Genomic DNA, 14,424 nt, shown 5'->3' with positions numbered 1-14,424 from the left:
CGCGAGGCCGACGGGCTGTATTGACGAGCAAGAGTGACGAGAAGGAACGACGATGCCACGCCTGCCCACCATCGGTCCGATCACCCTGCTCGCGTCGGTCGGAGCCGCGCTCGCCGGACCGGCGGCCGCCCTCGATCCCTCGGGAGCGCCGCGCCCCGGCGGCACCGGTCCCGCGGCGCTCCAGGAGCCCACCGCTTTCCGTGCGCGCACGCTGACGGCCTCGGACCGCCTCGCGGTCGGCACCGGCTGCGTCAGCTCGGACGGGGCCTACGCCACCGACGGGACACTGAGCTGGCAACCGAGCTGCCTCGGCGTGTTCGCCGCACCCGGCCAGGACATCGCCGTCTACCCGACCCGCGGTACGCCGCGCGGCCCTGACGGCAAGGCGATGGCCGACAGCACCACGACGCTCCTCGTCCAGGCCCGAGGCGACGGCGCCGTGGCGAAGGGGGCGAACGGCATCTTCGTCAACTTCGAGACGGTCGGCGGGCCGGAATCGAAGGCGCGGCTCGATACCACGAACGCGACCGGCCAGCTGATCTCGGTGCGCCAGCGCCCGGGTCCGAACGGGGAGAAGCCTCCATCGACCTGGGGCCACAACATCGATTTCCACATCGCGCCCGGCTCCGGCGGCGTCCAATCATGGGGCGTCGAGTACGACATGAACAACTTCAACCAGGATTGCGCCCCGAGCTCGACCTGCCTGTCGGCCGCGATGTTCTTCAACGGCATCAGCGGCCATCCCAACACCGCCTGGCTCTATTCCGGCGGCGGATCGACCAACACCTATGCGGGAACGGTCACGGTGGCGAAGAACACCGTCACCTGGGTCTCGGGCCAGAAATTCGTGCCGGCGATCTATCGCATCAAGCTCGGCGAGACCCTCTATCGGGCCCACTTCGTCAGCCCGACGCAGCTCGCGGGCGACGTCGCGATCCCGGACGCGCCCGGGCCGGTGGCCTACGCGGCGCAGAACGCCATGGTCCATAACGGCATCTACTTCCAGGGCGAGAACAACGTCTCGGACACCGACCTCCTCACGGCGACGAGCGCCTACAATGCGATCAACGTCGCCGGCCACCACCATGTCGGCCTGAACACCAGCGCCGATTCGACCCGGTTCGCCCTGCTCGCCAGCACCGGACAGGGCCTATGCCTCGACACTTTCGACGGCTGCCTGTCGCATGCAGGCGGCGGGCTGCAATACGCACAGAACGGCACGGTCGCGCTGCGGGTCGAGCCTGGCCGGACCACCACGCGCGGGGTCATCAACAGCCCCCTGTCGACGCCCGCCTCGTCCTCCGCCCCCTGCATGGCGGGCGACTGGGCCCACGACGCCGCCTTCGTCTATACCTGCGTGGCGACCAACACCTGGAAGCGGGCGGCGCTCTCGTCGTGGTGACGATCAAGAGCAGCGCGCGATAGAGCCTTCTCCGACGAATAGGTATCCACGTCGTCGGACCATGCTCCGGTCGCTCACGTCTGCCCCGGCCGCAGCTGGTAGAAGATGTGCCGGCCGATCACGTCCATCTTGCGCAGGCGGCGCGACCAGCGCGGCTTGACGTAGTCGGCGTGGTAATGCGTCGCCCCGCCGACATCGGCGAGGTAGGTGCGGCCCTCGACCACCGACTGGGCGACGCGGGTCGCAACCTGCCAGGAGGCATCGTCGGTGATGCGCAGCGACTTGCCCTCGCAGGCGAAGGAGAACTGGCAGCCCATGTAGCGGTGCCGGTTCTGGTAGACCACGCCGCAGATATTGGCCGGATAGAGGCCGCTCTTGGCGCGGTTGAGCACCACCTGCGCCACCGCGGCCTGGCCCTGCTCGGGCTCGCCCCGGGCCTCGAAATAGACGGCCTCCGCCAGGCAGCGCTGCTCCTTCTCGGCGTTCTCCGGGGTGATCAGGTCGGCGTAGCGGCGCCTGGCATCCTCGCTCGGCAGGGCCTCGGGGGCGATGCGGGCGGCGGTCGTGACGGCGGCGCGGGTGTCGCGGTCGAGGCGGGGCGAGACATCCAGGCGAGGGGAAATTTGGCCGCCGGCGGCGATCTCGACCGGCGTGGCGTCGGCCGGGGCCGGCGTCGTTGAGGACAGGGCGACGGCGCGGGGCACCGCCGGGGTGCTGCCGCCCTGGCTCCCGCGCTCCCGGGCCTCGCGGGCCGTGTCGGCGGTCTGCCCGCCGGCGGTCGCGCCGCGGGTCGGCGCCGACGCGCCGGCCGCCGGCGAGCTGGCGCCCGCCTCGCCGCCATCGGCCTCCGGGAGCGGGACGAAGCCCTCCTGCGGCTCGAGCTCGGGGTTCCAGGTCGCGGGGCCCGGGGTGAAGGTCGAGGCGACGCTCGGGCCGCTGCTGCCGAGCCAGCCGGTATTCAGCGGCGCGGCGCGGCCGGCGCCGCCGACCCGGGCCGGCACCAGGGCGTCGCCCTTGTGGGTGCGCTGGGCCTCCGGCCGGGTGCGGGCATCGACCTTCAGGTCCGGGCGCAGCGGCTCGGCGTCGAGGGCGAGGCGCGAGGAACCGGCAAGAAGGGGGCCCGTCAGGCTGAGTTGTGACAAGGACACTGGCGTGATCAGGCCGCGCTCCGGCAGCGGCGGCGTCATGCGCGGTACGAGGCGCGCCACCGCGCTCGATCCGAGCGAGGATTCGTAGCCGGCCGAGGCGGTGAAGGAAACCAGGACGCCGAGGCCGACGGCCCAGGGCGCGACGGCCGCGCCGAGCCAGCGCATCCCTTTCGTCCGCCGAGCCTGCCGTTGGCGCAGGTCGCGCTTGCGCAAGTACCGCCTGCCCACAGCCCCGACCTCACTCTCGCACGAGCCCACCCGGCCCGCGCGGGACCGAAAACCTAGGCGTGAGTGTCGCGAGGTATGGTTGAGCGTTGGTTAAGGCGACGCGGGCGCGCGCAACCGCCCGGCGAGGTCGGCGGCGCGCGGGGCGTAGATCACTGGAAGCTCGGCCCGTACGCCGCGCACCGCCACCGTCTCGACCCGCAGCCCGTCGAGGGCGATCCCCGCCCGCCCCGCGGCCTCCGCCGAGGCGACGAGCTGCACGTCGGCGGCCTTGGCGAGGGATTCGAGCCGGCTCGCCAGGTTCACCGCCGGGCCGATCACCGACATGCCCCGGCTCGCGCCGTGGCCGAGGCGGCCGAGCACCAGGGGGCCGGCATGCAGGCCCATCGCCATCCGGAGCGCCGCCGGCAGCTCGGCGGCGAGGCGCCGGTTGAGCTCGGCGACCGCGGCGTCGATGCGGCCGGCGGCCGTGAAGGCGGCCCGGCAGGCGGGGCCGGTCCCGTCGGGATGGGTGAACAGGGCGAGCAGCCCGTCGCCGGCATAGCCGCCGATCCAGCCCCCCGCCGCCTCGATCTCGCGGCCCGCCGCCTCGAAGAAGTGGTTGAGGATGAACACCACGTCGAAGGGCAGCTTGCGCTCCGAGAGCGGCGTGAAGCCGCGGATGTCGACGAACAGGATCGCCACCTCGCGCTCGATCCCGGCGACATCCGTATTGGTCAGGTGCTGGTCCGCGCTCTCGCGGCGCGCGTCGAGGATGCGCACCAGGGCCACGTCGCCGGAGGGCCGCGTCTGGCAGGCGAGGCGGACGTTGGCGGGCGCGCCGATCGCCCGCAGGGACGCGGCTTCCTGCGGGCTCGGCGCGGACAGGTTCCCCTCGCCGCCGACCACCAGCACGCGGCAGGTCGAGCAGCGCCCGCGCCCGCCGCAGACCGAGACATGCGGCACCCGGTTCGCCCGGCTGATCTCAAGGAGGGTCGGCCCCTCCAGGCTCTTCACCGTAGGTCCGCCGACATACGCGACGGTGAAGCGCCGGGCTCGCAGGCTCGCGGCCGCCCGGATCAGCACCACCCCGAGGGCCAGCGCCACTGCGGCGTAGATCGCCCCGGTGACGGTGTCGCCCCAGGCGGAGATCGCCGGGTCGACCTGCGGCACCGGCCAGCGGGCGTCGAGGTCGGGCGCGTCGAAGCGGCGAGCCAGCACCCGGTCCCGCTCCATGATGCGCCCCTGCGTGACGATGCCGGCGAGCGCCGCGGCCGGCAGGCCGAAGGCCGGCACGGCCAGCAGCGGCGCCATCCGCCGGTAGAGCGGCGACAGGCGCAGCCAGGCATGCAGGCCGAGGCAGCCGTGCAGCCAGACCACCAGCAGCAGGGCGGTCTGGTAGCCCATGCCGTCGGGCCAGATCCGGGTGATTACGTAGGCGTAGGTCGTCCGCGTGCCGTCCACCAGGTTGGCGACCCGGGTTCCCAGGACGTGCGGCACCAGCAGGAACGGGATCGCGAAGCCGAGGATCGTCTGCGCCGCCTCCCAGGGCGGCATCCGGAGCGTCCGTCGCTCCGCGAGCTTGACGAGCGAGAAGGCGACATGGGCCAGCAGCGAGAGGCCGAGGACCAGGCTGCCGGGAATCGAGCGCGTGACCGCGACCCGCCAGCGGGCGACGTCCATCATCGTGTCGAGGCCGACAAGGCCGAGGGCGTGGTTGGCGAAATGGGTGCCCGCGAAAGCGAACAGGACCAGCCCCGAGACCAGCCGCAGCCTTTGCTCGAGCGAGCCGCGCCACAGGCGGGCGCCGGCCCCAGGATCGGGACGGCCGGCGGGGGGCGGCTCGCGCATGGGGTTCTCTCGCAGGGCGGCAGGCCGTTCGGGAGGACGGCCTGCCGCTCGTGTCAGATCAGGCCTCGCCGCGGCCCTTCACCTTGAGCGCCGCCTGCGCCGCCGCGAGCCGGGCGATCGGCACGCGGAACGGCGAGCAGGAGACGTAGTCGAGGCCGGTATCCTGGCAGAAGGCGATCGAGGCCGGGTCGCCGCCATGTTCGCCGCAGATGCCGAGCTTCAGCTTGTCCCGCACCGCCCGGCCGCGCTCGGCGGCGAGCCGCACGAGCTCGCCGACGCCCTCCTGGTCGATCGACACGAAGGGGTCGGAGGCCAGGATGCCGCGCTGCGTGTACGGGCCCAGGAACCGGCCCGCATCGTCGCGGCTGATGCCGAGGGTCGTCTGCGTTAGGTCGTTGGTGCCGAAGGAGAAGAACTCCGCCGTCTGGGCGATGTCGCCGGCCCGCAGTGCGGCGCGGGGCAGCTCGATCATCGTGCCGACCTGGTACTCGACGTCGCTGCCGGTCTCGGACGCCACGGCCTTCGCCATGGCGTCGATGCGGGCCTTCACGAGGTCGAACTCGGTGCGGGTGAAGACCAGCGGCACCATCACCTCGGCGATGATCGGCGTGCCGGTCTGCTTGGCCGCTTCCACCGCCGCCTCGAAGATCGCGCGGGCCTGCATCTCGGCGATCTCGGGGTAGAGGATCGCGAGCCGGCAGCCGCGGAAGCCGAGCATCGGGTTGAACTCGTGCAGCTCGTTCATCCGGCGCCGCACCTTGTCCTCCTGGACGCCGGTGGCGGCGGCGACCTCGCCGATCTCCTTGTCGGAATGGGGCAGGAACTCGTGCAGCGGCGGGTCGAGCAGCCGGATCGTCACCGGCAGGCCCGACATGATGGTGAACAGCTCGACGAAGTCCTGGCGCTGGTACGGCAGGAGCTTGGCGAGCGCGGCGCGGCGGCCGTCGGCATCATCGGCCAGGATCATCTCGCGCATCGCCACGATGCGCTCCTCCTGGAAGAACATGTGCTCGGTGCGGCACAGGCCGATCCCTTCCGCGCCGTACTTGCGGGCGGTGCGGGCGTCGAGCGGGGTCTCGGCGTTGGTGCGGACCTTCATGGTGCGGACCGCGTCGGCCCATTCCATCAGCGCCGCGAAGTCGCCGGACAATTCGGGTTCGATCATCTCGACCGACCCCTGCATCACCTGGCCGTTCGAGCCGTCGATGGTGATGCGGTCGCCGGCCTTCAGCGTCACGCCGCCGACCGACAGGGTGCGGGCGGCGTAATCCACCCGGATCTGGCCGGCGCCCGACACGCAGGGCTTGCCCATGCCGCGGGCGACCACCGCCGCGTGCGAGGTCATGCCGCCGCGGGTGGTCAGGATCCCTTCCGCGGCGTGCATGCCGTGGATGTCCTCGGGCGAGGTCTCGATGCGGACCAGGATGACCTTGCGCTCGGCCTTCTTGGCCGCCTCGGCCTCCTCGGAGTTGAACACGATCTCGCCGGAGGCGGCGCCCGGCGAGGCCGGCAGGCCGGTGGCGATGACCTTGCGCTCGGCCTTCGGGTCGATGGTCGGGTGCAGCAGCTGGTCGAGGGAGGCAGGCTCGACGCGGCCGACCGCCTCCTCGTGGGTGATGAGGCCTTCCGCCGCGAGCTCGACCGCGATGCGAAGGGCCGCCTTCGCCGTGCGCTTGCCGTTGCGGGTCTGCAGCATCCAGAGCTTCCCGGTCTCGACCGTGAATTCCAGGTCCTGCATGTCGCGGTAATGGTGCTCGAGCATGCCGTAGATCCGGACCAGCTCGGCATAGGCCTCCGGCATCGCCCGCTCCATCGAGGGCTTGTCGGAGCCGGACTCGAGGCGGGCGACCTCGGTGATGTCCTGCGGCGTGCGGATGCCCGCCACCACGTCCTCGCCCTGCGCGTTGATCAGGAACTCGCCGTAGAGCGCCTTCTCGCCGGTGGAGGGGTTGCGGGTGAAGGCGACGCCGGTGGCCGAGGTCTCGCCCATGTTGCCGAAGACCATGGCCTGGACGTTGACCGCGGTGCCCCAGCTCGCCGGGATGTTGTGCAGCTCGCGGTACTTGTTGGCGCGCGGGTTCATCCACGAGCCGAACACCGCGCCGATCGCGCCCCAGAGCTGGGCCTGCGGATCCTGCGGGAAGTCCTGGCCGAGCTCGCGCTTCACCAGCGCCTTGTACTCGCCGATCAGGTGCTTCCAGTCGGCGGCGCCGAGTTCGGTGTCGAGGGTGAGGCCCTTCTCGTCCTTGTAGCGCTCCAGCACCTCCTCGAAGGAGTGGTGCTCCACGCCGAGCACCACGTTCGAGTACATGGTGATGAAGCGGCGGTAGCTGTCATAGGCGAAGCGCTCGTCGCCGGCGCCGCGGGCCAGCGCCTCGACGGTGGTGTCGTTGAGGCCGAGATTGAGCACCGTGTCCATCATGCCGGGCATCGAGGCCCGGGCGCCGGAGCGCACCGACACGAGGAGCGGCGACTCGGCATCGCCGAAGCGGCGACCGGTCAAGGAGCCGACCGCTTCGAGCGCCGCTGCGACCTGGCCCTCCAGCTCCGGCGGGTATTGCCGGCCGTGGTCGTAGTAATAGGTGCAGACCTCGGTCGTGATGGTGAAGCCCGGCGGCACGGGAAGGCCGAGATTCGACATCTCCGCGAGGTTCGCGCCCTTGCCCCCGAGCAGGTCGCGCATCGCCGACTTGCCCTCGGCCTTGCCGTCGCCGAAGGTGTAGACCCACTTCGCCATATCACTCGTCCGTTCGTAGCGGCTGCCGCCTGACGTCCCGTCGGGGTTGGACCATTCGCGACCCCAACGCAAGCTGAACGGCAGCGCCGTCCAGCGCCCCGTGCGTGGAGAAACCGTGAGCCCGGCCCCTGCCTGGATTGTAGCGACCGGCGATGGGTCAGGCGAGCTGGACGATGAGCCCGTTCTGGATCGTCACCCGCCGGTCCATCCGGGCGGCGAGATCCAGGTTGTGGGTGGCGATCAGCGCCGCGACCCCGGAGGCGCGCACCAGCGAGACCAGGATCGCGAAGACGTGTCCGGCGGTCTGCGGGTCGAGGTTGCCGGTCGGCTCGTCGGCGAGCAGCAGCCGCGGTCCGTTGGCGAGCGCCCGGGCGATGGCGACGCGCTGCTGCTCGCCGCCCGACAGCTCCGCCGGGCGGTGGCTCAAGCGCTCCTTGAGGCCGAGGAACGACAGGAGTTCCGAGGCGCGGGAGCGGGCCTCACGCGCCGACAGGCCGCGGATCAGCTGGGGCAGCACCACGTTCTCCAGCGCCGAGAATTCCGGCAGCAGGTGGTGCGACTGGTAGACGAAGCCCATTTCCTCGCGCCGCATCCGGGTGCGGGCGGCGTCGTCCATCCGGGCGCTCGGCTGGCCGCCGATATAGACCTCGCCGCCGTCGGGCCGCTCGAGCAGGCCGGCGACGTGGAGCAGGGTCGACTTGCCGGTGCCGGACGGCGCCACGAGGGCGACGATCTCGCCGGGCCAGATCGCGAGGTCGGCCCCGCGCAGGATGTCGAGATGGCCGGCCCCTTGCGCGTAGCGGCGCTCGACCTGGGCGAGAAAGAGGGCCGGAACCGGCTGCTGCTGGGTGTCGTCCGTCAAGGTCAGGCGCCCCTCGCTGACTGGCGCGGGACGGAAATCGGGGGATAGACGGGTCGCGGCATCCGGTGCGTACTCGGGAACAGGATCGGGGGGCGAGGGCCCGACGGATCAGCCGTAGCGCAGGGCCTGCACCGGGTCGAGCCGGGCGGCGCGCCAGGACGGGTACAGCGTGGCCAGCAGAGACAGCACCATCGACATCAGGACGACGGCCACGACCTCGCTGGCATTGGTCTCGGAGGGGATCTCCGACAGGAAGCGCACCGTCGGGTCCCAGGCGCCGGGAAACAGCGTGCGCTGGATCACCGTGAGGTTCGCCGAGAAGACCAGCCCGAGGACGAAGCCGGCGAGCGTGCCGAGGATGCCGATCGAGGCGCCGGTGATCAGGAAGACGCGCATGATCGCGCCCCGCGTCGCCCCCATGGTGCGCAGGATCGCGATGTCGCTCGACTTGTCCTTCACCAGCATGATCAGGCCCGACACGATGTTGAGCGCCGCCACCAGCACGATCAGCGTCAGGATGATGAACATCACGTTCCGCTCCACCTCGAGGGCGGAGAAGAAGGTGCGGTTGCGCTGGCGCCAGTCGGTGATCAGCACCGGGCGCTCGGCGGCGAGTTCCAGCTCGCCCCGCGCCTCGCCGACGGAATCGGCGTTGTCGAGGAAGATCTCGATCACCGAGACGTCGCCGTCGCGGTTGAAGAAAGCCTGCGCCTCCGTCAGCGGCATGTAGACGAAGGTGCCGTCGAACTCGGACATGCCAACCTCGAACACCGCCGCCACGTTGTAGCTCTTGATCCGCGGCGCGGTACCGAACGGGGTCGTGGCGCCCTTTGGCGTCGCCAGCGTGATCGTGTCGCCGGCCTGGAGCCCGAGGGATTCGGCGAGCCGCTTGCCGATGGCGACGCCGCCGCCGGTGTCGAAATTCTCCAGCGTGCCGCCCCGGATGGTCTTGGCGACGGACGGGATTTTTTGCAGGTCGTCGGCCCGCACGCCGCGCACCAGCACGCCGGAGCCGCCGAATTGCGACGAGGCGAAGGCCTGGCCCTCGACCATCGGCAGGGCGAGGTGGACGCCCGCCACCTTGCCGAGCCGGTCCGACAGGTCGGCGAAATCGGTCAGCGGCCGGTCGATCGGCGCGACGAAGATGTGGCCGTTGATGCCGACGATCTTGCTGAGCAGCTCCTTGCGAAAACCGTTCATCACCGAGAGCACGATGATGAGGGTGGCGACGCCCAGCATGATCCCGAGGAACGAGAACAGGGCGATGACCGAGACGAAGCCCTCCTTCCGCCGGGTGCGCAGGTAGCGCCCGGCGATCGTCCACTCGAAGGGCGCGAAGGGCAGCGTGGCGCCCCCGCCGAAGATGCGCCCGCCGAATTTCGGCAGGCGCTCGCGGATCGCGGCGAGGGCCATCGGCTCAACGAGTCCGGTTCTGGCGGAGGAACTCGGGCACCGCGTCGGGGGCCACGGTCTCGCGGGCGCCCGTCGCCCGGCGCTTCACCTCGACCTTGCCGTCGGCGAGGCCCTTCGGGCCGACGATGACCTGCCAGGGCAGGCCGATCAGGTCCGCGGTGGCGAACTTTCCGCCCGGCCGCTCGTCGCGATCGTCGTAGAGCACGGTGAGGCCGGCGGCCTCCAGCTCGCCCTGGAGCTTGGCGCAGGCCGCATCCGTGGCGGTATCTCCGACCTTGAGGTTGAGGAGCGCGACGTCGAACGGCGCCACCGCGTCCGGCCACACGATGCCGGCCTCGTCGTGGCCGGCCTCGATGATCGCCGCCACCAGCCGGCTCGGACCGATGCCGTAGGAGCCCATATGGACCGGGCGCTCCTGGCCGTCCGGCCCGGTCACCTTGGCGCCCATCGGTTCCGAGTACTTGGTGCCGAAATAGAAGATGTGGCCGACCTCGATGCCGCGGGCGGCCATCTGCTCGCCTTCCGGCACCTCGGCGAAGGCGGCGGCGTCGTGCATCTCGGAGGTGGCGGCGTAGCGCGAGGTCCAGTGGTCGACGGTGGCTTGCAGGCCTGCGACGTCGTCGAAGTCGGTCGCGGCTTCCGGCGTCGCGAAGTCGAGATAGGCGCGGTCGCAATAGACCTCGCTCTCGCCGGTCTGGGCCAGGATGATGAATTCGTGGCTGAGATCGCCGCCGATCGGCCCGGTCTCGGCCCGCATCGGGATCGCCTTCAGGCCGAGCCGCGCGAAGGTGCGCAGGTAGGCGACGAACATCTTGTTGTAGGAGTGGCGCGCGCCGGCCTGGTCGAGGTCGAACGAGTAGGCGTCCTTCATCAGGAACTCGCGCGAGCGCATCGTGCCGAAGCGCGGCCGCACCTCGTCCCGGAACTTCCACTGGATGTGGTAGAGGTTCTTCGGCAGGTCCTTGTAGGAGCGCACGGCCGAGCGGAAGATCGCCGTGATCATCTCCTCGTTGGTCGGCCCGAACAGCATGTCGCGCTCGTGCCGGTCCTTGATGCGCAGCATCTCCTTGCCGTACGCGTCGTAGCGGCCCGATTCGCGCCAGAGATCCGCCGACTGGATCGTCGGCATCAGGAGCTCGATCGCGCCGGAGCGGTCCTGCTCGGCCCGGATGATGTCGGCGACGCGGTTGAGCACCCGCAGGCCGAGCGGCAGCCAGGCATAGATGCCGGCGGCCTCCTGGCGGATCATGCCGGCGCGCAGCATCAGCCGGTGCGAGACGATCTCGGCTTCCTTGGGCGTCTCGCGCAGGATGGGCAGGAAATAGCGGCTGAGACGCATGTCGGACCTTGACGTGGCAGGCGGTGGCTTCGCCGGGGCGCTCCCCCGGGGAACGCCCTTTTGCACGCTTCCGGCCCCGTTCGCAAAACATGAAACGCGGACCGGCGCGCCATCCGCCCCGCCGCCCCCGCGCCCGGCGCGGGTCGGAGAAGGAAAATGCGGGGGCCATGCAAAAAAACGCATCAACCTGCTCAAAGCCAGGTGACAATGCGAATTCTTCTTCCTATAAGCGTCCTCGCGATGATGCGCAGGCAGGCCGAACGGCGCCGCGCAAGGTCCGAGTCTCGGGAGGAAAAACCAGCCTCAACGCCCCAACGGGTGAACAACATATCATCGGCTGGTCAAAACATTCAGAAAGCTATCAAGCAAGGCTTCCGAGCCTTGCTTTTTTATTTTGCGCTTACGCGCTGGAAGCCTGCACTGCCTTGGGGCAGGTCGCGACCTCGAACGGTCGCGGCCCGTCACAATCCGGCGAGCGGGAAGGCCGCGACCGCCAGGATGAACACCACGTCCGACACAAGCGTGGTCCACACCGCCTTGCGGCGCATCTGCGGCTTGTGCGGCGCGCCGAGGTCCTGCCCCGGCACGATCACCTCGGTGCCGTCGGGCGCCGCGCGGAACGGCAGCACCGCGAACAGCACCGTCCACCACACCACGAAGTAGAGCGCCCCCGCCCCGAAGCCGCTGAGACGGAAGCCCCAGACCGCCAGCACCAGCATCGGCAGCATCAGGAGCACGCACACCGCGAGGGTGCGCGGGATCGAGGCGGTGGCGCGGTCGAGGAGGGCGGTCACGCCTGCTCCAGCTCGACCAGGGTGCCGAGGAAATCCTTCGGGTGCAGGAACAGCACCGGCTTGCCGTGGGCGCCGATGCGCGGCTCGCCGCTGCCCAGGATGCGGGCGCCTTGCGCCTTCAGCTTGTCGCGGGCTGCCAGGATGTCGTCGACCTCGTAGCAGACGTGGTGGATGCCGCCGCCCGGGTTGCGCTCCAGGAAGGCGTTGATCGGCGAGTCGGCGCCGAGCGGCTCCAGCAGCTCGATCTTGCTGTTCGGGAGTTCGACGAAGATCACCGTGACGCCGTGCTTGGGCTGCGGCAGCGGGGCCGACAGGGTGGCGCCGAGGGTGTCGCGATACACCTTCGCCGAGGCCTCGAGATCCTTCACCGCGATGGCGACGTGGTTGAGCCGGCCGATCATGGGGATGTTCCTCCGTGTCCCTGGGGGTGTTCGTTGATTCTAGGGTGAGGCGCGGGGTGGCGCTACGGCAAGGATGGTCTTTGCCCTCGGCGTGAAGCGGGACGCCAGACCCCTCTCCCGCAGAGGCAGGGCTGTCTGGGGAAAGGAAATGGCGCGTCTCCCCTCTCCCGTTTGGGAGAGGGGCCGGGGGTGAGGGTGCTACGGTTCAGTTTAGAGCTCAGAGCGTCGAGCTGCGCAGCTCGACGCTCTGCGTTTCACACTGAAGCGTGTCACCCTCACCCCTACCCCTCTACCACTCGGGAGAGGGGATCCCACGTTTGATTTTTGAAGAGTTTTCCCCGGACAGCCCTGCGCAGAGGGGGGAGGGTTGGGCGTGGCCTCTCACCGACGCCCTGCCCTTCTCACACCTCCACCACCATCACATGGCAGGCCGGCTTCTTGCCCCACACCTCGTTGACGGCCGAGCGGATCGCCCGGTCGACGGCGTTCTCCACCGCCTCCGAATCCCGCCGCTTGGTCCGCGCCAGGCCGTTGAGCGTGCGCTCGACCGCGTCGCCGATGATGTCGATGATGACCTCGCCCTTGCGGCCGTAGCTCGGCAGGCCCATCAGGTCGATCGAGGGCTCGCCCTTGAGCTCGCCGTTGCGGTCGAGCGCGATCGCCACCGAGACGATGCCCGTGAAGGCGAGCTTGCGCCGCTCGGGGATGGCGCGATCGTTCGAATCGACGAGCACGTTGCCGTCCTTGTAGATCCGCCCGCTCTTGACGTGGGTGACGATCTCCGGCTCGCCCGGTGCCAGCCGGATCAGGGTGCCGTTGCGGGCCTTGACCACTTGGTCGACGCCCTGCTTGCGGGCGAAGGTGGCGTGCTCGGCGAGATGCAGGGCCTCGCCGTGCACCGGCACCGCGATGCGGGGCTTGGTCCAGCGGTACATCGCCGCCATCTCGTCGCGCCGCGGGTGGCCGGAGACGTGGACGAGCTCGGTGCGGTCGGTGATGACCTGGATGCCGGCCTCGATCAGGTCGTTGATGATCGCGCCGACCGCCCGCTCATTGCCGGGGATCGCCCGAGAGGAGAAGATCACCCGGTCGCCGGGCGAGAGCGCGATCTCCGGGTGCTCGTCGCGGGAGACCCGGGCGAGCGCCGCCCGCGCCTCGCCCTGCGAGCCGGTCAGCAGCGCCACCACCTTCTCCCGCGGCAGGTAGCCGTAGGCCTCGGCGCCGCGGATCTCCGGCAGCCCGTCGAGGTAGCCGCACTCTCGGGCGACGTCGATCACCCGGTCCATGGCGCGGCCGACCGCGACGACGTCGCGGCCGCAGGCCTGCGCCGCGAGGCAGACGGCGCGCATGCGGGCGACGTTCGACGCGAAGGTCGTGACCGCGACCCGGTGCGGCGAATTGCGGATCAGCTCGGCGAGGTGGTCAGCCACCTCCGACTCGCTCGGCGAGCGGCCCTCGCGGGTGACGTTGGTCGAATCGCAGACCAGGGCCAGCACGCCCTCCTCGCCGAGGCGGGTGAAGGTCTCCTCGGAGGTCGAATTGCCGGCGACCGGGGTGTCGTCGAGCTTCCAGTCGCCGGTATGGAGCACCATCCCGAGCGGCGTGCGGATGGCGAGGGCGTTCGCCTCCGGGATCGAGTGGGCGACCGGCACGTACTCGATCGAGAACGGCCCGAGATTCAGCCGGCCGTCGGCCGGGACCTCGCGCATGTCGACCTTGGGCGCGCCCGGCTCGCCGAGGCGGCGGGCCTCGATCAGGTTCTTGGTGAAGCGGGTGGCGTAGATCGGCACCTTGAGCTTGGGCCACAGCTCGCCGATGGCGCCGATATGGTCCTCGTGGCCGTGGGTGATCAGGATGCCGAGCAGGTTTTCGCGGTGCTCCTCGGCGAAGCTGAGATCCGGGTACATCAGGTCGACGCCCGGCATGTGCTCCTCGCTCGCGAAGCCCATGCCGAGATCGACCATGATCCACTTGCGGTGCTTCGGGGGGCCGAAGCCGTAGAGCGCGGCGTTCATGCCGATCTCGCCCACCCCACCGAGGGGCACGAAGATCAGCTCATCTCCCTTGTTCGACATGTCCAACCCATCATCACACGGACCGCCGTCGCGGTCCCACTCGAGGAACGGCCTCGTCTGCCGTCACGGTCACGGCGCCGTCATGTTGCGTGTGCGGCCGAAAACGGCCGCGCGGCGGCGGCGCCGTGAAGCGCCCCGCCGGGAAGACTTCGACCATGTCGGGGGAGAGCGTCGTCGCCGCGCGGGCGCCGGGCCGCT

10 protein-coding genes are annotated in these 14,424 nt (G+C 70.4%); 1 reads left to right on the top strand and 9 read right to left on the bottom strand.

The window, feature by feature from the left end:
* The first annotated feature begins 52 nt into the window (after positions 1–52).
* Positions 53–1,402 (top strand): hypothetical protein, encoded by a 1,350-nt coding sequence (locus ABZT49_RS22290; protein ID WP_355289045.1) that lies wholly within the window; start codon positions 53–55, stop codon positions 1,400–1,402.
* A gap of 74 nt (positions 1,403–1,476) precedes the next feature.
* Here ABZT49_RS22290 and ABZT49_RS22285 read toward each other — a convergent pair whose 3' ends face one another.
* The 9 genes from ABZT49_RS22285 to ABZT49_RS22245 all read right to left on the bottom strand — a co-directional run bounded on the left by ABZT49_RS22285 (position 1,477) and on the right by ABZT49_RS22245 (position 14,226).
* Entirely contained in the window at positions 1,477–2,715 is a 1,239-nt protein-coding gene (locus ABZT49_RS22285; RefSeq protein ID WP_355289044.1) for a cell wall hydrolase, read from the bottom strand.
* A 153-nt stretch (positions 2,716–2,868) separates the two neighbouring features.
* A complete protein-coding gene (locus ABZT49_RS22280) occupies positions 2,869–4,605 on the bottom strand; it encodes an adenylate/guanylate cyclase domain-containing protein (RefSeq protein ID WP_355289042.1) in 1,737 nt (578 codons plus the stop codon).
* Positions 4,606–4,663: 58 nt separating this feature from the next.
* Positions 4,664–7,342, bottom strand: coding sequence for a pyruvate, phosphate dikinase (gene ppdK / locus ABZT49_RS22275; RefSeq protein WP_355289040.1), 2,679 nt, complete (start codon positions 7,340–7,342; stop codon positions 4,664–4,666).
* A 157-nt stretch (positions 7,343–7,499) separates the two neighbouring features.
* Positions 7,500–8,204: an ABC transporter ATP-binding protein gene (locus ABZT49_RS22270; protein WP_109971813.1), complete on the bottom strand. Its 705-nt coding sequence runs from the start codon at positions 8,202–8,204 to the stop codon at positions 7,500–7,502.
* A 108-nt stretch (positions 8,205–8,312) separates the two neighbouring features.
* Positions 8,313–9,617, bottom strand: a complete 1,305-nt coding sequence (locus tag ABZT49_RS22265; RefSeq protein ID WP_093570649.1) for a lipoprotein-releasing ABC transporter permease subunit — start codon at positions 9,615–9,617, stop codon at positions 8,313–8,315.
* A gap of 4 nt (positions 9,618–9,621) precedes the next feature.
* Complete coding sequence (gene proS, locus ABZT49_RS22260; RefSeq protein ID WP_355289038.1) at positions 9,622–10,956, bottom strand: proline--tRNA ligase; 1,335 nt, start codon at positions 10,954–10,956, stop codon at positions 9,622–9,624.
* A gap of 461 nt (positions 10,957–11,417) precedes the next feature.
* Positions 11,418–11,750: a DUF1467 family protein gene (locus ABZT49_RS22255; RefSeq protein ID WP_355289037.1), complete on the bottom strand. Its 333-nt coding sequence runs from the start codon at positions 11,748–11,750 to the stop codon at positions 11,418–11,420.
* Entirely contained in the window at positions 11,747–12,151 is a 405-nt protein-coding gene (gene mce, locus ABZT49_RS22250) for a methylmalonyl-CoA epimerase (RefSeq protein WP_355289035.1), read from the bottom strand. Before mce ends, ABZT49_RS22255 begins: the two co-directional genes overlap by 4 nt.
* 401 nt (positions 12,152–12,552) lie before the next feature.
* On the bottom strand, positions 12,553–14,226 hold the full coding sequence (locus ABZT49_RS22245) for a ribonuclease J (RefSeq protein ID WP_355289033.1): 1,674 nt from the start codon (positions 14,224–14,226) through the stop codon (positions 12,553–12,555).
* Positions 14,227–14,424 lie beyond the last annotated feature (198 nt).

Origin of the sequence: Methylobacterium sp. EM32, from assembly GCF_040593685.1 — a bacterium.
GTDB lineage: Bacteria > Pseudomonadota > Alphaproteobacteria > Rhizobiales > Beijerinckiaceae > Methylobacterium.
The sequence above is the reverse complement of the archived record's forward strand: the minus strand, read 5'-3'. Positions and strand labels throughout refer to the sequence as shown.